The organism is Larkinella terrae (assembly GCF_009668025.1).
GTDB classification, from domain to species: Bacteria; Bacteroidota; Bacteroidia; order Cytophagales; family Spirosomataceae; genus Larkinella; species Larkinella terrae.
The window spans coordinates 1,038,728-1,055,344 of sequence record NZ_WJXZ01000001.1; the positions used below are offsets into that span (position 1 = coordinate 1,038,728).

The following is a 16,617-nucleotide window of genomic DNA, read 5'->3' on the forward strand; positions in this document are numbered from 1 at the left end:
TGTTTAAGTCGTAAGAATGGCGGTTTGCCAGCCCGCATAATCAGCTAATGCCTGCGTTGCTCCCGGACCGGGTTCAATGGCACTTCGATCCGAATTAAGTCGTTCCAGGTGCGCCAGATCCTCGTAGATTCCCGCTTTCAGTCCGGCTAAGTAAGCCGCACCCTGCGCCGAAATGTCGGGCAATCGCCGGTTGATGACCGGTTTATGCAGCAAATCGGCCAGAAATTGCAGGACAAAACCGTTCGAGGTCAGTCCGCCATTGACCATCAGTTCGGCCAGTGAAACGCCCGTATCCTGCTCCATCGCCACCACAACGTCCTTGATCTGGTACGGAATGGACTCGAGTGCAGCCCGAACGAGGTGGTTTTTGCTGGAACCAAACGTTAAGCCGGAGATCGTGGCCCTGCGCGACATTTGCCAGTGGGGCGCCCCCAAACCGCTGAACGCCGGTACGATATACACCCCGCCGTTGTCGGAAACCGCCGTCGCCATCGCTTCGGTTTCCCGGCTTTCGGCGAACAGATTCAGGCTGTTTTTCAGCCATTCGATCGTCGCTCCGCAGGTGACAATGACGCCTTCCAGCGCGTAATCGACCCGGTTTTCGGTACTCCAGCAAACCGTGGTCACCATGCCCTGCTTCGACTCTTTCAGATCCGGGCCAATGTTCATGATGATCGAACAACCGGTTCCCAGCGTTGCCTTGGCGGTCCCGGATGTGAAACAGCCTTCGCCGAACGCAGCCGCGTGCGAATCCCCGATCAGGCTCGTAATCGGCAGTTGGTGGTCGAACAAGCCGTTGAAATTCGATTCGCCGAACCCAAATGCCGAGGGTTTCGGCTCCGGCAGATTCAGGCGGGACAGACCAAAAACCGCCAGTAAATCCGCGTCCCAGTCCAGCGTTTTCAGGTTGAAAAACAGCGTTCGGGATGCGTTGGTATAATCGGTAAAATAGCACTGGCCATTGGTCAGTTTGTAGAGCAGCCAGGTGTCGACGGTGCCGAAATAGGCGGTTCCGGCATCGACGGCCTGCCGCACGGTTTCGTTGTTTTCGTACAGCCAGATCAGCTTGGTGCCGGAGAAATACGGATCGATGAACAGACCGGTTTTGGCCTTCACGACTTCTTCCAGACCCTCAGCTTTGAGTCGTTCGCAAACGTCGATCGAGCGTTTACACTGCCAGACCAGGGCGTTGTAGAGCGGTTTTCCGGTTTGGTCCCAGACCACGAACGTTTCGCGCTGATTCGAAATACCGCACGCCCGGATGGACTGAAATTCGCCCCCCTGAGCCGCAAACACGCCCAGGCATTTCCCGACGGACGTCAGCACGTTCCGGTAGATTTCGTCGGGGTCCTGCTCGACGTAGCCATCGCCGTAATACCGGGTCTGGAGCGGTTCCAATGCGCGGGCGGCCACTCCGCCCTGTTCGTCAAAAAGAAGCGTTTTGGTGCTGCTTGTGCCCTGATCGATCGCCAGAATATACGAATGTTGCATAGCGTTAGTCGTTGCGCGAACTGGATTTATCGATGATAACCGCCAGCAGAATCACGATGCCTTTGACGACCTGCTGCCAGAACGGCGAAACGTTCAGCAACACCAGTCCGTTGTTCAATACCCCGATGATGACCGCGCCCTGCACCGTGCCCAGAATGCTGCCCCGTCCGCCCGAAAGCGAGGTTCCGCCGATGACGACAGCCGCAATGGAATCCAGTTCGTAGCTCGTTCCGGCGTTGGGCTGGGCCGAATCCAGCCGCGAAGTCACCAGCAAACCGCCCACCGCAGCCAGTCCGCCCGCCATCGTGTAAACCAGCATTTTGATGCGGTTGATGTTAACGCCCGAAAGCCGGGCCGCACTTTCGCTCCCGCCAATGGCGTAGACGTACCGCCCGAACCGGGTCTGGTCCATCAACAAAACCACGACGAGCACAATGCCGCCGGAAATCCAGACGGGCAGCGGAATGCCCAGCAACCAGCCGGTTCCGAGAAAGGTAAACGAGTCGCCCAAACCGGTGATCGGAAAGCCTTCGGTCCAGAGCATCGTCAGCCCGCGCGCAATGGTCAGCATGGCCAGCGTAGCCACAAAAGGCGGTAATTTGAAGCGCGTAATGGCCCAGCCGTTGAACCAGCCCAGGACGCTGCCGGTCAGTAGCCCGGCCACGATGGCCCCGAAAACCGTAAAACCGATGTACAGATTGCTGGCGGGTAATTCGATGCCATTCCGCAGTAAACCGGCGGCAATCGCCCCGGAAAGCGCCAGCACCGAGCCAACCGACAGATCGATTCCGGCGGTGAGCACCACCAGCGTCATGCCGACGGAAATGCAGACGTTGACGGAGATCTGCCGGAGCACGTTCCAGCCGTTGGCAACGGTAAAGAATTTATCGGAAAGCAGGCCGATCGTGAGGCAGAGAATCAGCAGCGCAATCAGCGATTGAAATTTCAGGAGGGCGGGTCGGTAGGTCTGCAAGGAAATCTGCATGGGTTTCGACATTAAATGGTTTGCGGAATAGCGGCTTTCAGAATCTCGTCTTCGGAAGCATCGACGGACAGTTCCGACGTCAGGCTGCCTTCGCTCATGACCAGAATGCGGTCGGAAATGGCCATGATTTCCGGTAGTTCCGACGAAACCACCAGAATGCCCATGCCTTCGCCGGCGAGTTGCAAAATCAGTTTATAAATTTCGTTTTTGGCGTTCACATCGATGCCGCGCGTGGGTTCGTCGAGCATCAGCAGCTTCGGATGCGTGGCCAGCCATTTCGACAGCACGATTTTCTGCTGATTGCCACCACTCAGGTTTTGGGCCAGCTGTTTCTCCGACGATGTCTTGATTTTCAGGTCGGCCACATATTTTTTCGCCAGCGCGATTTCTTTCGTTTTATTCAGAAAACCGCTCTGTTCCAGACTTTTGAGATTGGTCAGGCTGATGTTAGTGCGAACGTCCAGCCCCAGCACCAGCCCGTCTTTCTTGCGATCTTCGGGCACCAGCGCCAAACCGGCGTCGATGGCATCGGCGGGTTTACGGACGGTCAGTTTCCGTTCATCCAGGAAAACCGTACCGTGACTGCGTTTTGGATGCAGGCCGAAAAGCGTTTCCAGCAGCTCGGTCCGACCGGCACCCATCAGCCCGAAAATTCCGACGATTTCACCCCGATCGACGTGGAACGAAATGTTTTTCAACAGGTTTTCCTGAGTCCGGACGGGGTGTTTCAGACACAGATCTTTCACGGTGAGCAGCGGCTTTATGTTTTCAATCCGGGTCTGCCGTCGGATGGTCTGCACCTCCCGCCCCACCATTTTCCGAATGATGTCGTCGTGTGTCATTCCGCGGATCTCGCCGGATTCGATGGATTTGCCGTCGCGCAGCACCACAAACCGGTCGGCCATTTTGAACAGTTCGTCCAGTTTGTGCGAGATGTACACGATCGTTTTATTTGATTTTTTCAGATCCGCGATGATCGAAAACAGCACCTCTACTTCGCTTTCGCTGATGGCCGAGGTCGGCTCGTCCATGATGATCACTTCCGAATCGATCAGCAGCGCCTTGGCAATTTCGACCACCTGCTGCTGCCCGACTTTCAATTCGGCCACCAGCGTATCGGGGCTCACCGCGAGCTTCAGCCGATCCAGCAACTGCTGCGTTCGCGCCCGCATCGCCTTTTTGTCGAGCGTCCCCCAACTGGTCGTCAGTTCGCGGCCCAGAAAGACATTTTCGGTGATGCTCAGGTACGGAATCAGGTTGAGTTCCTGGTGGATAATGGCAATGCCGCCATCCTGGGCCTCGCGCGGAGACGAAAACCGCACGGTTTTTCCCTTGTACAAAATCCGCCCTTCGTAATCCGGATAAACGCCCGAAAGGATCTTCATCAGCGTGGATTTGCCAGCGCCGTTTTCGCCGATGACGGCGTTCACTTTTCCGGCCTGAAATTCTAGACAGACGTTCTCCAGCGCCGTGACGCCCGCAAATCGTTTCGTTATGTTCTCCGCTCTTAACATGGCTAAATATGGATCGGAATCACTTCGATGGCGTCGGTATGCAGGTGTTCCCGATTCAATTCAATAGCTCCGATAAAACTCACTTCCTGACCGGTTTTCGCGCTGGCCTTGAACGGCGCCACCACCCGGTTCCGGATGATTTTATTGATCTCGGACGATACGTTGTTCAGATCCATCGTGTTATCGAAATCGGTGAGCCGTATCTGCCCCGACGCATCGCGGGCGGCATTTCCGAAAACGTATTCTGTGGCAATGGTAACTTCGGGGCCGTTGGCCAGCAAAACCGTCACGTCGTGGTCGCCGATGGCGGTTATTTTTCCGGTTCCCCGCACCAGAAAATACCGCAGGTTGCCGATGCTCAGCGCGTGGGAATGGGCCTCAAACGCCTTGTCCTTATCGGTTTTTAACTCCTGAATCAGCATATTCAGCTCAATAGCTTTCCCCGAATCCGGCAGCAATTTGGTTTTCCAGAACGCATCGGCGTAGGCAGCCGCGTCGAATTTCGTGGTGGCGGCACTCGCTTTCTTTTCGTCCAGTTTCCTGAAATACACGGAGTTATAAGCCACCACCGCCAGCAGCAAAACCAGTACGCCATATTTCAAACCGTTCTTGTTCATGGCTCAGTTTCGTTTGGTCAATGCGCTGTAATCCTTAATGTTAGCCTGCGAAACCAGTTCAACAGCTACCGGCATTTTCTGCGGAAAATCCCGCTTCCCCTTGAAAAACTCGTCGGCGTACAGGGCCGCGGTTTTTGCCATCGTCTCGGGCGATTGCAGCCCCGTTGCCATGATTTTTCCGTTGCTGATCGACTCGATCACGTCCTGCGCGCCGTCGAAACCGTACACCCTGATTTCTTTGGCTTTGCCGGCGGCCATCACGGCCTGGTAAGCGCCCATCGCCATGGCGTCGTTGCCGCAGAAAATTCCTTCAATATCCGGGTAAGCCTGCAAAATGGACTCGACCACTTCCAGCGCTTTATTTCGGTCAAAATCAGCGCTTTGCTGCGCCACCATTTTCAGATTCGGGTACAGATCAACGACGCTGTGAAAGCCCTTCGACCGGTTCCAGGTGTTGTTGTCGCCCACCAGTCCCAGAATTTCGGCGTATTTAACACCCGCGGCTTTTTTCGGCATCGTTTGCACAAAGTATTTCCCGATGGCCACGCAGCCCGCGTAGTTGTCGGACAGAATCTGCGAGGTGGCAGCCTTGACCGAATTGACTTCGCGGTCCATGCAAAAAACCGGTATTCCGGCTTCTTTAGCTTTCATGACGTTCACAATCGACCCGTCGGCATCCGTCGGATTGAACAGAATGGCGTCGAAACCGGAAACAATGACATTTTCAAAGTGGTCGCTTTCCAGCGCAGTATTATTCTGGGAATCAAAGATTTTCGCTTCGTAACCCAGCGATTTGGCCTGCGCAGCCGCCGTTTCGGCCAGCACCACAAACCACGGATTGTTCAGCGTTGAAATGATCACCGCCACCTTTTTCGCGCCTTTTTCACCGGACGATTTCCGGCAACCGCCGACCACCAGCAAACCCGTCAGCAGCAGAAAAACCGGTAGGACCTTGTACCTCATCAGCTTGTTCATTCGATGCACAATCGGTTAAGAGATGTTTACTTTTGGGCCCCCAACCCCCTAGGGCGAAACCATTTGGATTTGGAAGCCCCTTTAGGGGGAGTTGGGGGTAAATTCCTTACGGAAAAACCGTCAGAATCACCCGCTGGTAGCGCGTCAGGGCCGGTTTTCCGTTGTCGGTCACGGCCAGAATGACGTGGATCGTTTCCGGTTTAGTCACTTTAGGCGCCATGATAAAAGCGGTTTTTTGCTGTTTATCCTGTATTTCCAGCGGTCGATTACTGTCATAACTACCCGGTTCGCGGTAATAAATCCATTCGTACGCCAGCGCGTTGCCGTCGGGGTCCGTTGAACCTTCGGCACTCAAAACCACCTTTTCGCCACTTTTCGCCCGCAATTCATTGGCGTGTTTCAAAACCGCCACGGGCGGGTGATTGGCTTCCTTATACGGTTTGACGGTCCAGTCGATGCGGGCGGCAAAATCGTGCTGATATGCCTGCCGCCAGCGCCAGATCGTGGCTTTGTTGCTGGTGTGGTAATTGCCATCGACGCCCAGCACTTCGTCTTCGGCGTCGGCCCAAAACGGCCGGGTTTCCGGGTCGTGAAACCACTTCCGCGTCCGGGGCGTGTAGAACTCGTAACGGCCGCCCCAGCTGCCGTAATTCGGGTGCTCGGGATCGCTCAAACCGTTGTCAATCAGAAAGAAAAAAGACGGCGTATCGCCTTCCATCAAAAACTTGGTTTGCGGGTGTTCGGCACCCAGCGGACCGTGGTTGGTACGGATATTTTCGTCGAGCCAGGGGTTATCGACCAGGCTAAAATCGGCACCTGTAAACCGCCCGTGAAACTTGTCCCCGCTGATGCCGGTCCAGGCACCGAAGTGGTACGCCCCCCCGTCGTGAAAACCGGGGCTGGCGATAAAAAACAGGTTGGGGAAGGTTTTGCGCAGCCACGGCCCCGCATCGTCCTGATCCGAAATCGTATAGACACGAATTTTGGCAATAAACCGGTCAAGTTCTTCCGGCGTGCGGGTCTGGCGGACTTTCCAGATGGCCTGCGCCAGGCAATTGGCGCCCCCCCAAACCGGAATCCAGACCGGCCGGTCGTCTTTCCGGTCCACCACGGCAATGATGTGTTCCGAGCCTTCCGAATCCTTGCCGGGGCCGACAGCTTCCAGGCCGTAATTTGCGTACCCTTTTTTGATAATGCCGAGCAGGTAACTCGTTTCGGGATAACCTTTTTCGTGCAGCAAGAGGTTGTTTCGCACTTTGCCGTAAGCTTCCACAATCTGCCGAATCCGCTCCGGAGCCACCCGGTTGCGCTGATGCACCGAGGTCGTCGCAATCAGTCCTTCCACATCCCACTGATTGGAATAAGTCAGAAACCGCACCATCGACTGGGCATCATCCGGCTCATTTTCAATGTCGGTCAGCACCAGCACCCGCCGTTTTTGAGCGGTTCCCGGCGCCTGTCCAACGGTTACCGCATAAAAACCGCACGTTAAAACCAGTGCAAAAGTTAATCGGCGAAAGAGCGTATTTTTCATGCGGGAAATAATCGGTCAAAACAGGTTTAGGGCTTATCAATTTTTAGGATAACATCCTGATTATAAATTAAATGATTGTAATTTTACGTCCCGTTGGGACGTAATGTTTGTAGAAAATTGGGATATCTGCTTTTCAGCGTGCCGTAGGTACGCAATCTGACACCAAAGTTGCGTACCTACGGCACGCTGGGAATCGTTGGGTGCTTCTTTGCTACAAAGATTGTATCCCTACGGGATTCTACTGATTGATAATCAATTACCTAATTTTCACAGTTTACGTTGAAACAGATAAACTACTTCCTGGCATCAACCAGTTTGAATCCGGCTTCGGCAATTCCTTCTTCCGACAAACCGTAGTGATGGAGAATCTCGATCTGCGAACCGGTAACGGTATATTCATCCGGAATTCCCATGATTTTGAACGGATTATGAAAACCGTGCTGCATCAGAAACGACGCGCAGGCTTCGCCCAGACCGCCAAATACGCTGTGTTCTTCCGCCGTGATGATCGGCGCACCGGTTTCGGCCAGCTTCGCCAGCAGTTCGTAATCCAGCGGTTTGATGGTGTGCATACTGACCACCGTCGTCCGGATTCCGTAGACATTTTCCAGCCGGTTGGCCGCCAGCACCGCCGGGTAAACCGTTTCACCCGTGCCAATAATGACCAGATCGGCCCCTTCCCGAACGACGCTTCCTTTGCCAAATTCAAACCGGCGGCTGGGGTCTTCGGTCAGGTAAGGCATCGCTTTCTTGCCAAACCGGATGTAAATCGGATGCTCGGTTTCGGCCGCCCGCCGAATGGCGTGTTCGGCTTCAAAATTATCCGCCGGAGCCACGACGATCAGGTTATGAACCGCCCGCAAGGCCGCAAAATCGTGCAGGCTATGGTGCGTCGAACCCAGCGCCCCGTAGCTCACCCCGGCGCTGATGCCGATGAGTTTCACCGGATTATCCGAATACGCCACATCGGTTTTGATCTGCTCGAACGAGCGGGCCGTCAGAAAACAGGCGGGCGAAACGGCAAAAACCTTTTTGCCGGTCGACGCCAGGCCAGCCGCCACACCCACCAGATTTTGCTCGGCAATGCCGATTTCAACGATCTGAGCGGGGTATTTCTGACCGAAAGGCACCAGTTTGCCGGAGCCCCGCGAGTCGCTGGTCACTACCAGAATCGTGCGGTCGGTTTCGGCCAATTCCTGCAGCGTACCGGAAAACACATCCAGGTTAGCCTTATACGTAGCGAGTTCGTTTTGCGTCATTTCTGCCATAATTGTATCACTTTCGTTTCTCAGCGGAGGGCCGCCTGGAGGGCCGCCGTAGCCGCTTCCAATTCTTCCAGCGCGTGCGCGTACTGATCGGCATTTGGAACGCCGTGGTGCCACTTCAGCTGATTTTCCATGTAACTGACACCCCGGCCCTTGACGGTATGGGCAATGATCAGACTCGGTTTTCCGGTCGCAAACGGCAAAGCCGCAAAAGCTTCTTTCAGTGCGCCCAGATCGTGCCCGTCGACGTGCCGGACTTCCCAGCCGAACGCTTCAAATTTCCGGTCAAGCGGGTCCGTATTGCACACGTCGGCGGTTGGCCCCGAAATCTGCAAGCCGTTTTTATCGACAATCGCACACAGATTATCCAACTGATAATGAGACGCTAACAAAGCGCCTTCCCAGTTCGAGCCTTCGGGCAGTTCGCCGTCGCCCAGCATCGTAAAAACCCGGTAATCCAAACCGTCGAGTTTGGCGGCCAGGGCCGTACCCACGCTGAGCGACAGACCGTGCCCGAGCGAACCGGTATTTTGTTCAATACCGTTGACCTTTTTCGTGGGGTGGCCAATGTAGTGCGAACCGTATTTACAGAGTGTCAGCAGATCCGATTCCGGGAAAAAACCCTGGTCGGCCAGCACCACGTACAGCGCTTCCACCGTGTGGCCTTTGCTTTGAATATAGCGGTCGCGCAGGGGCGATTTGAAGTTTTCCGGGCTGACATTCATCACGTGGTTATACAGCACGTTCAGGATATCCACGCACGACAGACTGCCGCCGGTATGCCCGGCTTTGGCTTCCACAATGTACTTCAGGATTTTCCTGCGATACTCGACCGACTTTAATGCTAACTCCTTGTCTGTCATTACCTTCAATGTTCGTAGACTTCCCAGCCCATGTAATTTTCAAACGCTTCTTTCAGAATGCCGGCGGTTTTCGAAGCGTTCATCACCACGTGGTGTTCAAAACCGTTGCGGCAAACGTACTGCATCAGCCCCTGCAAATTCGGAATGTCGGCCACCGCCCGGTTTCCGAACGTATTCAGCGCATCGTCGGTCAGTCGGCCTTCGCCGACGTACGCCTTGATAATGCCTTTCGAATCATCGGTGCTGATGCGTCCGAATGTCAGCGGAGAAGCCGGGGTACGGCCCGCCAGAGCGCCGTAGGTATTTTCTTCCCCCACGGTGGTGCCCAGAATCGGCGCGGTGCTGATTTCAATGTCCGGCAAAAACGATTTGGCCCAGTTGCCGCAGTGGAACAGCACGCACTTGTTTTCGTCGTCGGCGTAATTGTTGTTCCAGTCGACCAGCGCGCTCGGCGAACCGGATGCCAGTTGCATCGCGTACATGCTCAGGGTACCGGTTACATCGACCTCACACGCGCTCGGCAACATGTTTTCGCTCATCATACTCATGCTCGTGCAGACGTTGCAGCCGTAGTTTTGCTGAATCGAGGTCCAGCACTGAATGGCGGTGGCATCGAGCGAATTCTGTTCCACAAAATCGTTCAACACCACGTCGAGCTTGGCAATCTGCACCAGTTTATCGTCCGGCGTCCGGCCCGTCGGGGCGTAGGCTTTGATGGCTTCCAGCCGCGCTTTTACGCTGGCGTCGTCTTTCGTCAGTTTGTCGGCATTGCCCAGAATTTCGGATAAGTCGATGGTTACCACCGAAATACCGTTGCGCTGCAGAATTTTTTCGCTGTACCGAACCGTGTTAAAACCGCCCGGACGCGCGCCCACCGCACCGATCCGCACGTTCCGCAACCCGCGCACCACCCGGCAGACGCCGATGAAATTCAGCAGATCCTGCGTAAAACCGGCATCGGTCGGACGAACAACGTGCTGTGTCGTCAGCGAGTATTTGATCCCAAACTGGTAGAGGTTGTTGCAGACCGAAATTTTCCCACACCACGAATCGCGACGGCGGGCCACGTCCAGCTTATTGAGGTCATCGGGATACGCATGGATCAAAACCGGTACGTTCAGACCGGCCAGTTTCAGCGTTTCGGCCACCCCGCGTTCGTCGCCGAAATTCGGCAGAACCACCAGCACCCCGCTGATTTCATCGCGGTGGTTCCGGAACAGATCCGCGCATTTCCGCGCATCCTGAAATGTTTCTACCCCGCCCAGCTTGGTATCTTCCGTGCTCAGCAGAATCGGATTGATATGGTGTTTTTTCAGAATGTCGATGATTTCGACCCGCGACTCCGCCACCAGCCGATCCGGAAAAAAATCGCGGTTTCCAATAATGACGCCCAAACTGATCGGCGCGCTTTCCTTTTTAGTCATAGTGAGTTAACTGGCAATGAGTAATTCGATTTCGTTGTCGTGAAAAACCTGTTTGTCTTTTTCCTCGATCCCGGCGTCAGTAACGATGTAATCGATCAGCGACAGCGCCCCCAGGCTGGCGAACGCGCTCTTCCCGATTTTGGTCGAATCGGCCACCAGATACGTCGTATCGGCGGCATCGATCATGGCTTTTTTCACCACTAAATCGCTGATACTCGGGTAGGTAAGCCCGGATTTCAGCGAGATCCCGGCGGTGGCCAGAAACAGTTTCTGCACGTTTAATCCTTTGAAAAAGTCGGCGGCTTTCTGGCCGGTGAGCGACAGCGTCGGCGGTTTGAATTCGCCCCCGGTCATGATCACCTCGATGCCCGGTTCGGCACCCAGAATCAGGGCGATGTTCAGGGCGTTGGTGATGACGGTCAGGTTTTTGATTCCGCGTAGCTTCTTGGCAATTTCGGTCGTTGTCGACCCTGAATCGAGAATGATGGTGTCGCCACTTTCGATGTATTCCAGGCACTTGGCCGCAATCCGTTCTTTTTTGTCGATGTTTTCCTGGTTGCCCAGCGAGAACGTCCGGACCTGGTTTTCCACGGTTTTCAGAAAAGCGCCCCCGTGTTCCTTGGTCACCAGCCCGTCCCTTTCCAGTTTTTCCAGATCCTGACGGATGGTTACTTCGGTCACTTTAAAGAGCTTCGCCAGATCGATCACCTTGGCCGAACCATCTTCCTTGAGCAGTTCAAGTATTTTATCCCGGCGCTGATTGGCTAGCATGGTGCTGTGGTTCGTTTTGCGTGATTTCGGAACAGATAGAATTTCTTTCCCGCCTAACCGGAATCGTAAATCAAAGGCAATTTACGAAAGTAAAAGAAAGTAAAAAATAATAAACGAAAAATATAATTAGCATTGTAAAATTTAATACCTCTAAAATTATATCTAAACCGGACTTCAATCGGACACGAATTGCTGTTTATTAGCTATTTCCTTTCGTTTATTTTTTATTGTTACGTAAATTTTGAGAACTACCGATGATCAAAGCAGAAAAAAGGATTGGTGTACTTTGATTGCCCGTCATAACGGAAATATTCCGGAGCCAATGCGGTTTTGTCAGCGCAGTAAAGTCTTCGACCGTTACCTAAATAGTTCACAGTCAGCAAGGTGAGTTTTAATTATTTCCCGTAAGTTAGACTTGAATCTATCCCGAAACCCATGAAGAAATCCACAAAACTGATTCTTATTATTATCGGGCTACTGCTGGTTGCCTACTGGATCATGACCAGAAGCGGCTATGAAGTTGACGTCATGAAACTGCCTCCGGAAACACAGGATACCAGTCGAACCGCCCGATAACCGAAGCTCTCCACCTGCTGACCGCGCTTTTCCGTCAGTTATGCCACAAATTCCACCCATTACCAACTGCGGCTGTTGAACGGCCGGGAAGGGAATTACATTTAAGTCACGAATTGGATCACCACACGTCAACTCCCTTTCTGATGAAGACTTCTTTACCTTTTTGTACGCTCGCTCAGCGTTTTACCACATTCCTGACGTTACTGTTCCTGACCAGCCTGACAACGGTCTACAGCCAGACGAAATTTTACGTTACCGTGAGCGGAGGGGCCTCCATCAAGGATGGTCTTTCCTGGACAACGGCCTACGGCGCGACCCAGCTCCAAACTGCCATCGATGCCGCCAGCACCTATTCACAAAGCCATTCGGACGAAGACGTGCAGGTGTGGGTAGCGAGTGGTGCCTACAAACCGACCAGCGGTGCCGACCGAACCATCAGCTTTTTGATGCGAAACCATGTCGCTCTTTATGGCGGTTTTGAGGGCGACGAAACGCTGCTGAGCGAGCGCCCCGCGATTAACCTGAATACTCCTTCCGGCGCCATTCTCAGCGGAGAGATCAACGCTGCCGGGACAGCGGACAACTCGTACCATGTCATCAAGAATACCGGTATCCCACTGACTGCGAGTGCCGTACTCGACGGTTTTGTCGTTACCGGCGGCAATGCCAACAGTCTAGTTGAGGAGGGCGATATACACGGCGCGGGGATGATCAATGTGGGCGGCAGCCCCACCGTTTCCAATTGCCACTTTATCATGAACAAAGCCTCCCAGGGCGGAGCGATGTCCAACCTGTCCGGTTCAGGAGGGATCAGCAGCCCGGTGATCACCAATTGCGCCTTTTTAAGCAATACGGCCACGGGCGGAGCCATCTATAATTTTGCGTATTTCGGTACTGTTAGCCCGGTGATTACCAATTGTAGTTTTATGGAAAATTCGTCGTCAAACGGCGGAGCCATGTACAACGGACTTTCGGGTGGTGGTTCCTGTGTTCCGGTCATCAATAATTGTAGTTTTACCGGTAATTCATCGACATCCAACAGCGGGGTAATCGCCAACGACGGCGGAAGTCCGAAAGTGACAAATTGCAGTTTTACCGACAATTCGGCCGAGCGGGGCGGGGTGTCGTTAAACTACACCGTTCAGACGTTTACCAATTGCAGCTTTTCGGGCAATACTTCCGTGCAGGGCGGAGGAGTTTCGTACCAAACGTCGGGCACGACGACCTTTAAAAACTGTAGTTTCTGGAACAACGGCGGGGCGCAAACCTTCCTGAACCTAAATGCGGCCACCATCATCGCCAATTATTGCCTGTTCGAGCCGACAGTGGCCGGTTATACCGGTGCCAATAACCTCACCACATCGGTTTTGCCTTTTGTGAGCGCTACCGATCTGCAATTGACCGCCTGTTCGCCCGCCATCAATGCGGGCGATCCCGGCAGTACGACGGTGACCAGCGGCACGACCGATCTGGCGGGCAATCCCCGGTTCTACAACGGCGGCATCGTCGATATCGGCGCGTTCGAGTTCCAGGGCGATCAGCCGTCTCCACCGGTTATTTCGTCGGCGGGCGAGAGCAGCCTGACGGTGACGCAAAATGCTTCCTCCGTGAATTTCACCATTACCGGCTGTGAAACCGGAACGCTCAACTGGCAGGGAAGCAATGCCACCAGCGGCAGCGGCACAACGATTGCCGTCCCGACGAACGCCGTTGGTACGATCATTTATTCGGCAACCTGTACGGTGGGAAGTTGCGCCAGCCAACCCGGTTCGGCGACCGCCACCATTACCGCAGCCCCGGTCAGTGGCAGCTTCGACGGTTATATTTACGGAGCAGACTGCGGGAGTTTCCGCGGCTGGGCCTGGGATCGCAACAAAGGCAATACTGTGGTATCGGTCGATATACTCGATGGTGCCAGCGTTATCGCGACAATTCCGGCCGGGGATTTTCGGCAGGATCTGCTCAATGCGGGCAAAGGCAACGGCAAACACGCCTTCACGTTTGCCATTCCCGACGCCCTGAAAGACAATTTGCCTCATACGCTCAAAGCCCGGGTAACAGGTAGCAGCTTCATTCTCAAGGATTCGCCGAAAGCCCTGATCTGCCAGAACAGCGCCGTGCCGCCGGGCAACCTGCCGCCGGTTCCTCCCACCCCAACGGTTTTGATCGCTCCGCTGGTGGCGCAGGAAAACGTGCCTTTTTCGGGTACACTGGTGGCTTTTACCGACCCCGAAGGCGGTCCGCTGACGTATAGCCTGAGCGGTTTACCGATCGGACTGACGCTGGATGCCACCAGCCGCGTCATCAGCGGCACACCGACCCAGGTCGGGACGTTTTTACTGACGTACTCAGCCACGGACGGACCCGGTTCGACGAACAGCGTGAGCTTCAATCTGACGGTTCTTCCAGCCCCCAGTTCGGCGATAACCGGCGATTTCGACGGGTATCTCGACAAACTGGATTGTGGCGGTATTCGCGGTTGGGTCTGGGATCGCAACAAGCCCAATACGCCGTTTACCGTCGAATTTTATACCGAACCCAGCCCCGGTAGTATAACGGTTCTGGGAAGTACACTGGCGAACATCTACCGGTCCGATCTGAAAGATGCCGGAAAAGGCAACGGCGCCCATGCCTACAATTTTACAGCTCCACCCAGCCTGGCCAGCAGCACGCCGGTTAAGGCCCGCGTACTCGGCAGCGGTTTTGTCTTGAAAGGGTCACCAAAAACCTACCAATGCGCCCAGGCCCGCTTGTCGGCGGAAAGCGCCGGAGACCTTCAGGTGACGGTTCTGGGAAATCCGGTAACGGATCAGATTCAGGTGGAAATTCGAGGTCAAGAAGGTCAGCCGTTACGGTTGCAGGTAACGGACGCCAGCGGGCGGTTGATCAGTGAACAGCAGATTGAGAAAGCGAAAGCGGTGGAACAGCCAATCGTTTCAGTCAGTAAGGTAGCGCCGGGTCTGCTGGTGCTGCGGGTAAGCACGGCTTCGGCTTCCAAAACCGTGAAGGTGCTCAAGAGCCATTAATCATCAAAGAAGCCCGGTGGATGCCGGGCTTCTCCTCGTTGAAAACCGCTATTTTTTGATCTTGTTTTCGAACAGGAAAACGCCGTTTTTATTGGCAATAACGATGTCCGGTTTTTTGTCGCCGTTCATGTCCTGCACCACAATGTTGAGCCCGGCCCCGGAATCGGTATCGATGACGTGTTCTTTGTAAAACGGCTCTTTCCCGGGCGTAAATTCAAACCACAGTAAAATGGCCGGATCGCTGTCGCCGGGGTCGCGGCCGTGGTGCGCCAGAAACCGCTTCCCGGTAATGTAATCGGCGCGGCCGTCGGCGTTCAGGTCGGCCATGATCGACGAGTGCGTCTGGGCCGTGGTGTTGCTCATCAAATGCGTTTTGAAATTGAGCTTACCGGTTTCATCGATGATCTGTTCGTGCCACCAGATGCCCAGCGCGTGCGCCGACGCACTCACGACGTCGTTTTTGCCGTCGCCGTTGACGTCCAGCACCTGCATATGCGAACAGGGCTCGCCCAGGTTGGCCGGATGAAAGACCCAGTTGGCGGCTTTTTTGTCAGCGGTTCCTTCAAACCACCCCTCCCGCACCACGACGTCCTTGATGCCGTCTTTGTTCACGTCGCCATAACCGATGCCGTGCGAGAAAATCTCGGTTCCCGGCACGTTTTCCGCGCTCATCGCAAACCGTTTCCACTCCGTTTCGCCCGGTTTTTCGGGAGCCTGCAACCAGACAATCTGCTTTTTGGCTTTATCACCGCAGAGAATATCGAGCCGACCGTCGCCGTTGATGTCGATAAAACCGGGGGATTCGTTGGCAATGCCGACGGAATCGGCCAGGATATGTCTCTGCCATTCGCCCGGTTTGTTTTGATTGTTTTCAAACCAGAAACCGGGTTTTCCGGGAAAGTCAACGATCACGACATCGTCCCAACCGTCCTGGTTCACGTCCATGCCCAGGTTCAGGAACGAATTGCTGTACTCCTTGCGTGGATCAAAAACCCGCGACGGCGCCAGCTCATGCCGCGTCCAGGTCGGCGCTTCGAACCAGTAATAACCGGTCACAATGTCGAGCTTGCCGTCTTTGTTCAGGTCGGCCACCGCAACGCCTTCCGAGATGAAATCGCCGGTCAGCTTCGTCTTTTTGAAATCATTGGACGCCACGACCGGTTTTCCGGACCTGTCCGCGCTGGTGGCCGTTCCGGTCGCCATCTGCTGCCGCATTTTGAACAGCGGTTTTTCCTGGCTATACGCATTCGTCAGCGAAACGGAAAGCAGCATTCCGCTCACTAAATACCGGTTTAGTCTCGTGTTCATAGCTCTTGAATTATATTAAGACAAAAGAAAAAAGAGAATAGATAAGCGATTAACCGGTTAAAAATCAATGAGATAATCTATCATCTTTTCTCTTTTGTCTAACTGTCTCCTATAGAATGAGTAATTAACCGCCGGGCGGCCCCGAATGAACAATGAACAACTTTTAAGAGACTGTCAAAAAATCAGATTTTCCCTTTCTTTGGTTTGCCCCCAACCCCCTAAAGGCCGGGCGGCCGGTGCCGGGCTTTGAAATGCCGATTAAAGCCCG

Annotated in this window: 13 protein-coding genes; 2 read left to right on the forward strand and 11 right to left on the reverse strand. The window is 54.4% G+C overall.

The features are described 5' to 3' along the window. Nucleotides 1–3 precede the first annotated feature (3 nt). From GJJ30_RS04105 to GJJ30_RS04150, 10 genes are all read right to left on the reverse strand, one after another. Nucleotides 4–1,491 carry an FGGY family carbohydrate kinase gene (locus tag GJJ30_RS04105; RefSeq protein ID WP_154173402.1) on the reverse strand — a complete coding sequence of 496 codons (1,488 nt, stop codon included), beginning with the start codon at nucleotides 1,489–1,491 and terminating at the stop codon, nucleotides 4–6. Between the two features lie 4 nt (nucleotides 1,492–1,495). Then, nucleotides 1,496–2,476, reverse strand: coding sequence for an ABC transporter permease (locus GJJ30_RS04110; protein WP_154173404.1), 981 nt, complete (start codon nucleotides 2,474–2,476; stop codon nucleotides 1,496–1,498). Between the two features lie 11 nt (nucleotides 2,477–2,487). Further along, a complete protein-coding gene (locus tag GJJ30_RS04115) occupies nucleotides 2,488–3,990 on the reverse strand; it encodes a sugar ABC transporter ATP-binding protein (protein ID WP_154173407.1) in 1,503 nt (500 codons plus the stop codon). 2 nt (nucleotides 3,991–3,992) lie between these two features. Next, nucleotides 3,993–4,607 (reverse strand): DUF2291 domain-containing protein, encoded by a 615-nt coding sequence (locus tag GJJ30_RS04120; protein WP_154173409.1) that lies wholly within the window; start codon nucleotides 4,605–4,607, stop codon nucleotides 3,993–3,995. Between the two features lie 3 nt (nucleotides 4,608–4,610). Continuing rightward, a complete protein-coding gene (locus GJJ30_RS04125; RefSeq protein ID WP_229312936.1) occupies nucleotides 4,611–5,570 on the reverse strand; it encodes a D-ribose ABC transporter substrate-binding protein in 960 nt (319 codons plus the stop codon). Between the two features lie 118 nt (nucleotides 5,571–5,688). After that, the gene (locus tag GJJ30_RS04130) at nucleotides 5,689–7,116 is read right to left on the reverse strand and encodes a nucleoside hydrolase-like domain-containing protein (protein WP_154173413.1); all 1,428 of its coding nucleotides are present in this window, start codon (nucleotides 7,114–7,116) and stop codon (nucleotides 5,689–5,691) included. 293 nt (nucleotides 7,117–7,409) lie between these two features. Next, complete coding sequence (locus tag GJJ30_RS04135) at nucleotides 7,410–8,384, reverse strand: transketolase family protein (RefSeq protein ID WP_154173415.1); 975 nt, start codon at nucleotides 8,382–8,384, stop codon at nucleotides 7,410–7,412. Nucleotides 8,385–8,404: 20 nt separating this feature from the next. Next, entirely contained in the window at nucleotides 8,405–9,244 is an 840-nt protein-coding gene (locus GJJ30_RS04140) for a transketolase (RefSeq protein WP_154173417.1), read from the reverse strand. Between the two features lie 5 nt (nucleotides 9,245–9,249). Further along, a complete protein-coding gene (locus GJJ30_RS04145) occupies nucleotides 9,250–10,668 on the reverse strand; it encodes an L-fucose/L-arabinose isomerase family protein (protein ID WP_154173419.1) in 1,419 nt (472 codons plus the stop codon). A gap of 6 nt (nucleotides 10,669–10,674) precedes the next feature. After that, nucleotides 10,675–11,439 (reverse strand): DeoR/GlpR family DNA-binding transcription regulator, encoded by a 765-nt coding sequence (locus tag GJJ30_RS04150; RefSeq protein ID WP_154173421.1) that lies wholly within the window; start codon nucleotides 11,437–11,439, stop codon nucleotides 10,675–10,677. A 435-nt stretch (nucleotides 11,440–11,874) separates the two neighbouring features. Between GJJ30_RS04150 and GJJ30_RS04155 the strand changes: the two genes are divergently transcribed. Further along, nucleotides 11,875–12,015, forward strand: a complete 141-nt coding sequence (locus GJJ30_RS04155; RefSeq protein WP_154173423.1) for a hypothetical protein — start codon at nucleotides 11,875–11,877, stop codon at nucleotides 12,013–12,015. Nucleotides 12,016–12,158: 143 nt separating this feature from the next. Continuing rightward, on the forward strand, nucleotides 12,159–15,041 hold the full coding sequence (locus GJJ30_RS04160) for a putative Ig domain-containing protein (protein WP_154173425.1): 2,883 nt from the start codon (nucleotides 12,159–12,161) through the stop codon (nucleotides 15,039–15,041). 48 nt (nucleotides 15,042–15,089) lie between these two features. Here GJJ30_RS04160 and GJJ30_RS04165 read toward each other — a convergent pair whose 3' ends face one another. Further along, nucleotides 15,090–16,349: an FG-GAP repeat domain-containing protein gene (locus tag GJJ30_RS04165; protein ID WP_154173427.1), complete on the reverse strand. Its 1,260-nt coding sequence runs from the start codon at nucleotides 16,347–16,349 to the stop codon at nucleotides 15,090–15,092. Nucleotides 16,350–16,617: the final 268 nt, after the last annotated feature.

Excerpts from the sequence above, each read along its gene's own strand:
- GJJ30_RS04105 (WP_154173402.1), bottom strand. The coding sequence starts at position 1,491 with ATGCAACATTCGTATATTCTGGCGATCGATCAGGGCACAAGCAGCACC.
- GJJ30_RS04110 (WP_154173404.1), bottom strand. The coding sequence starts at position 2,476 with ATGCAGATTTCCTTGCAGACCTACCGACCCGCCCTCCTGAAATTTCAA.
- GJJ30_RS04115 (WP_154173407.1), bottom strand. The coding sequence starts at position 3,990 with ATGTTAAGAGCGGAGAACATAACGAAACGATTTGCGGGCGTCACGGCG.
- GJJ30_RS04120 (WP_154173409.1), bottom strand. The coding sequence starts at position 4,607 with ATGAACAAGAACGGTTTGAAATATGGCGTACTGGTTTTGCTGCTGGCG.
- GJJ30_RS04125 (WP_229312936.1), bottom strand. The coding sequence starts at position 5,570 with ATGAGGTACAAGGTCCTACCGGTTTTTCTGCTGCTGACGGGTTTGCTG.
- GJJ30_RS04130 (WP_154173413.1), bottom strand. The coding sequence starts at position 7,116 with ATGAAAAATACGCTCTTTCGCCGATTAACTTTTGCACTGGTTTTAACG.
- GJJ30_RS04135 (WP_154173415.1), bottom strand. The coding sequence starts at position 8,384 with ATGGCAGAAATGACGCAAAACGAACTCGCTACGTATAAGGCTAACCTG.
- GJJ30_RS04140 (WP_154173417.1), bottom strand. The coding sequence starts at position 9,244 with ATGACAGACAAGGAGTTAGCATTAAAGTCGGTCGAGTATCGCAGGAAA.
- GJJ30_RS04145 (WP_154173419.1), bottom strand. The coding sequence starts at position 10,668 with ATGACTAAAAAGGAAAGCGCGCCGATCAGTTTGGGCGTCATTATTGGA.
- GJJ30_RS04150 (WP_154173421.1), bottom strand. The coding sequence starts at position 11,439 with ATGCTAGCCAATCAGCGCCGGGATAAAATACTTGAACTGCTCAAGGAA.
- GJJ30_RS04155 (WP_154173423.1), top strand. The coding sequence starts at position 11,875 with ATGAAGAAATCCACAAAACTGATTCTTATTATTATCGGGCTACTGCTG.
- GJJ30_RS04160 (WP_154173425.1), top strand. The coding sequence starts at position 12,159 with ATGAAGACTTCTTTACCTTTTTGTACGCTCGCTCAGCGTTTTACCACA.
- GJJ30_RS04165 (WP_154173427.1), bottom strand. The coding sequence starts at position 16,349 with ATGAACACGAGACTAAACCGGTATTTAGTGAGCGGAATGCTGCTTTCC.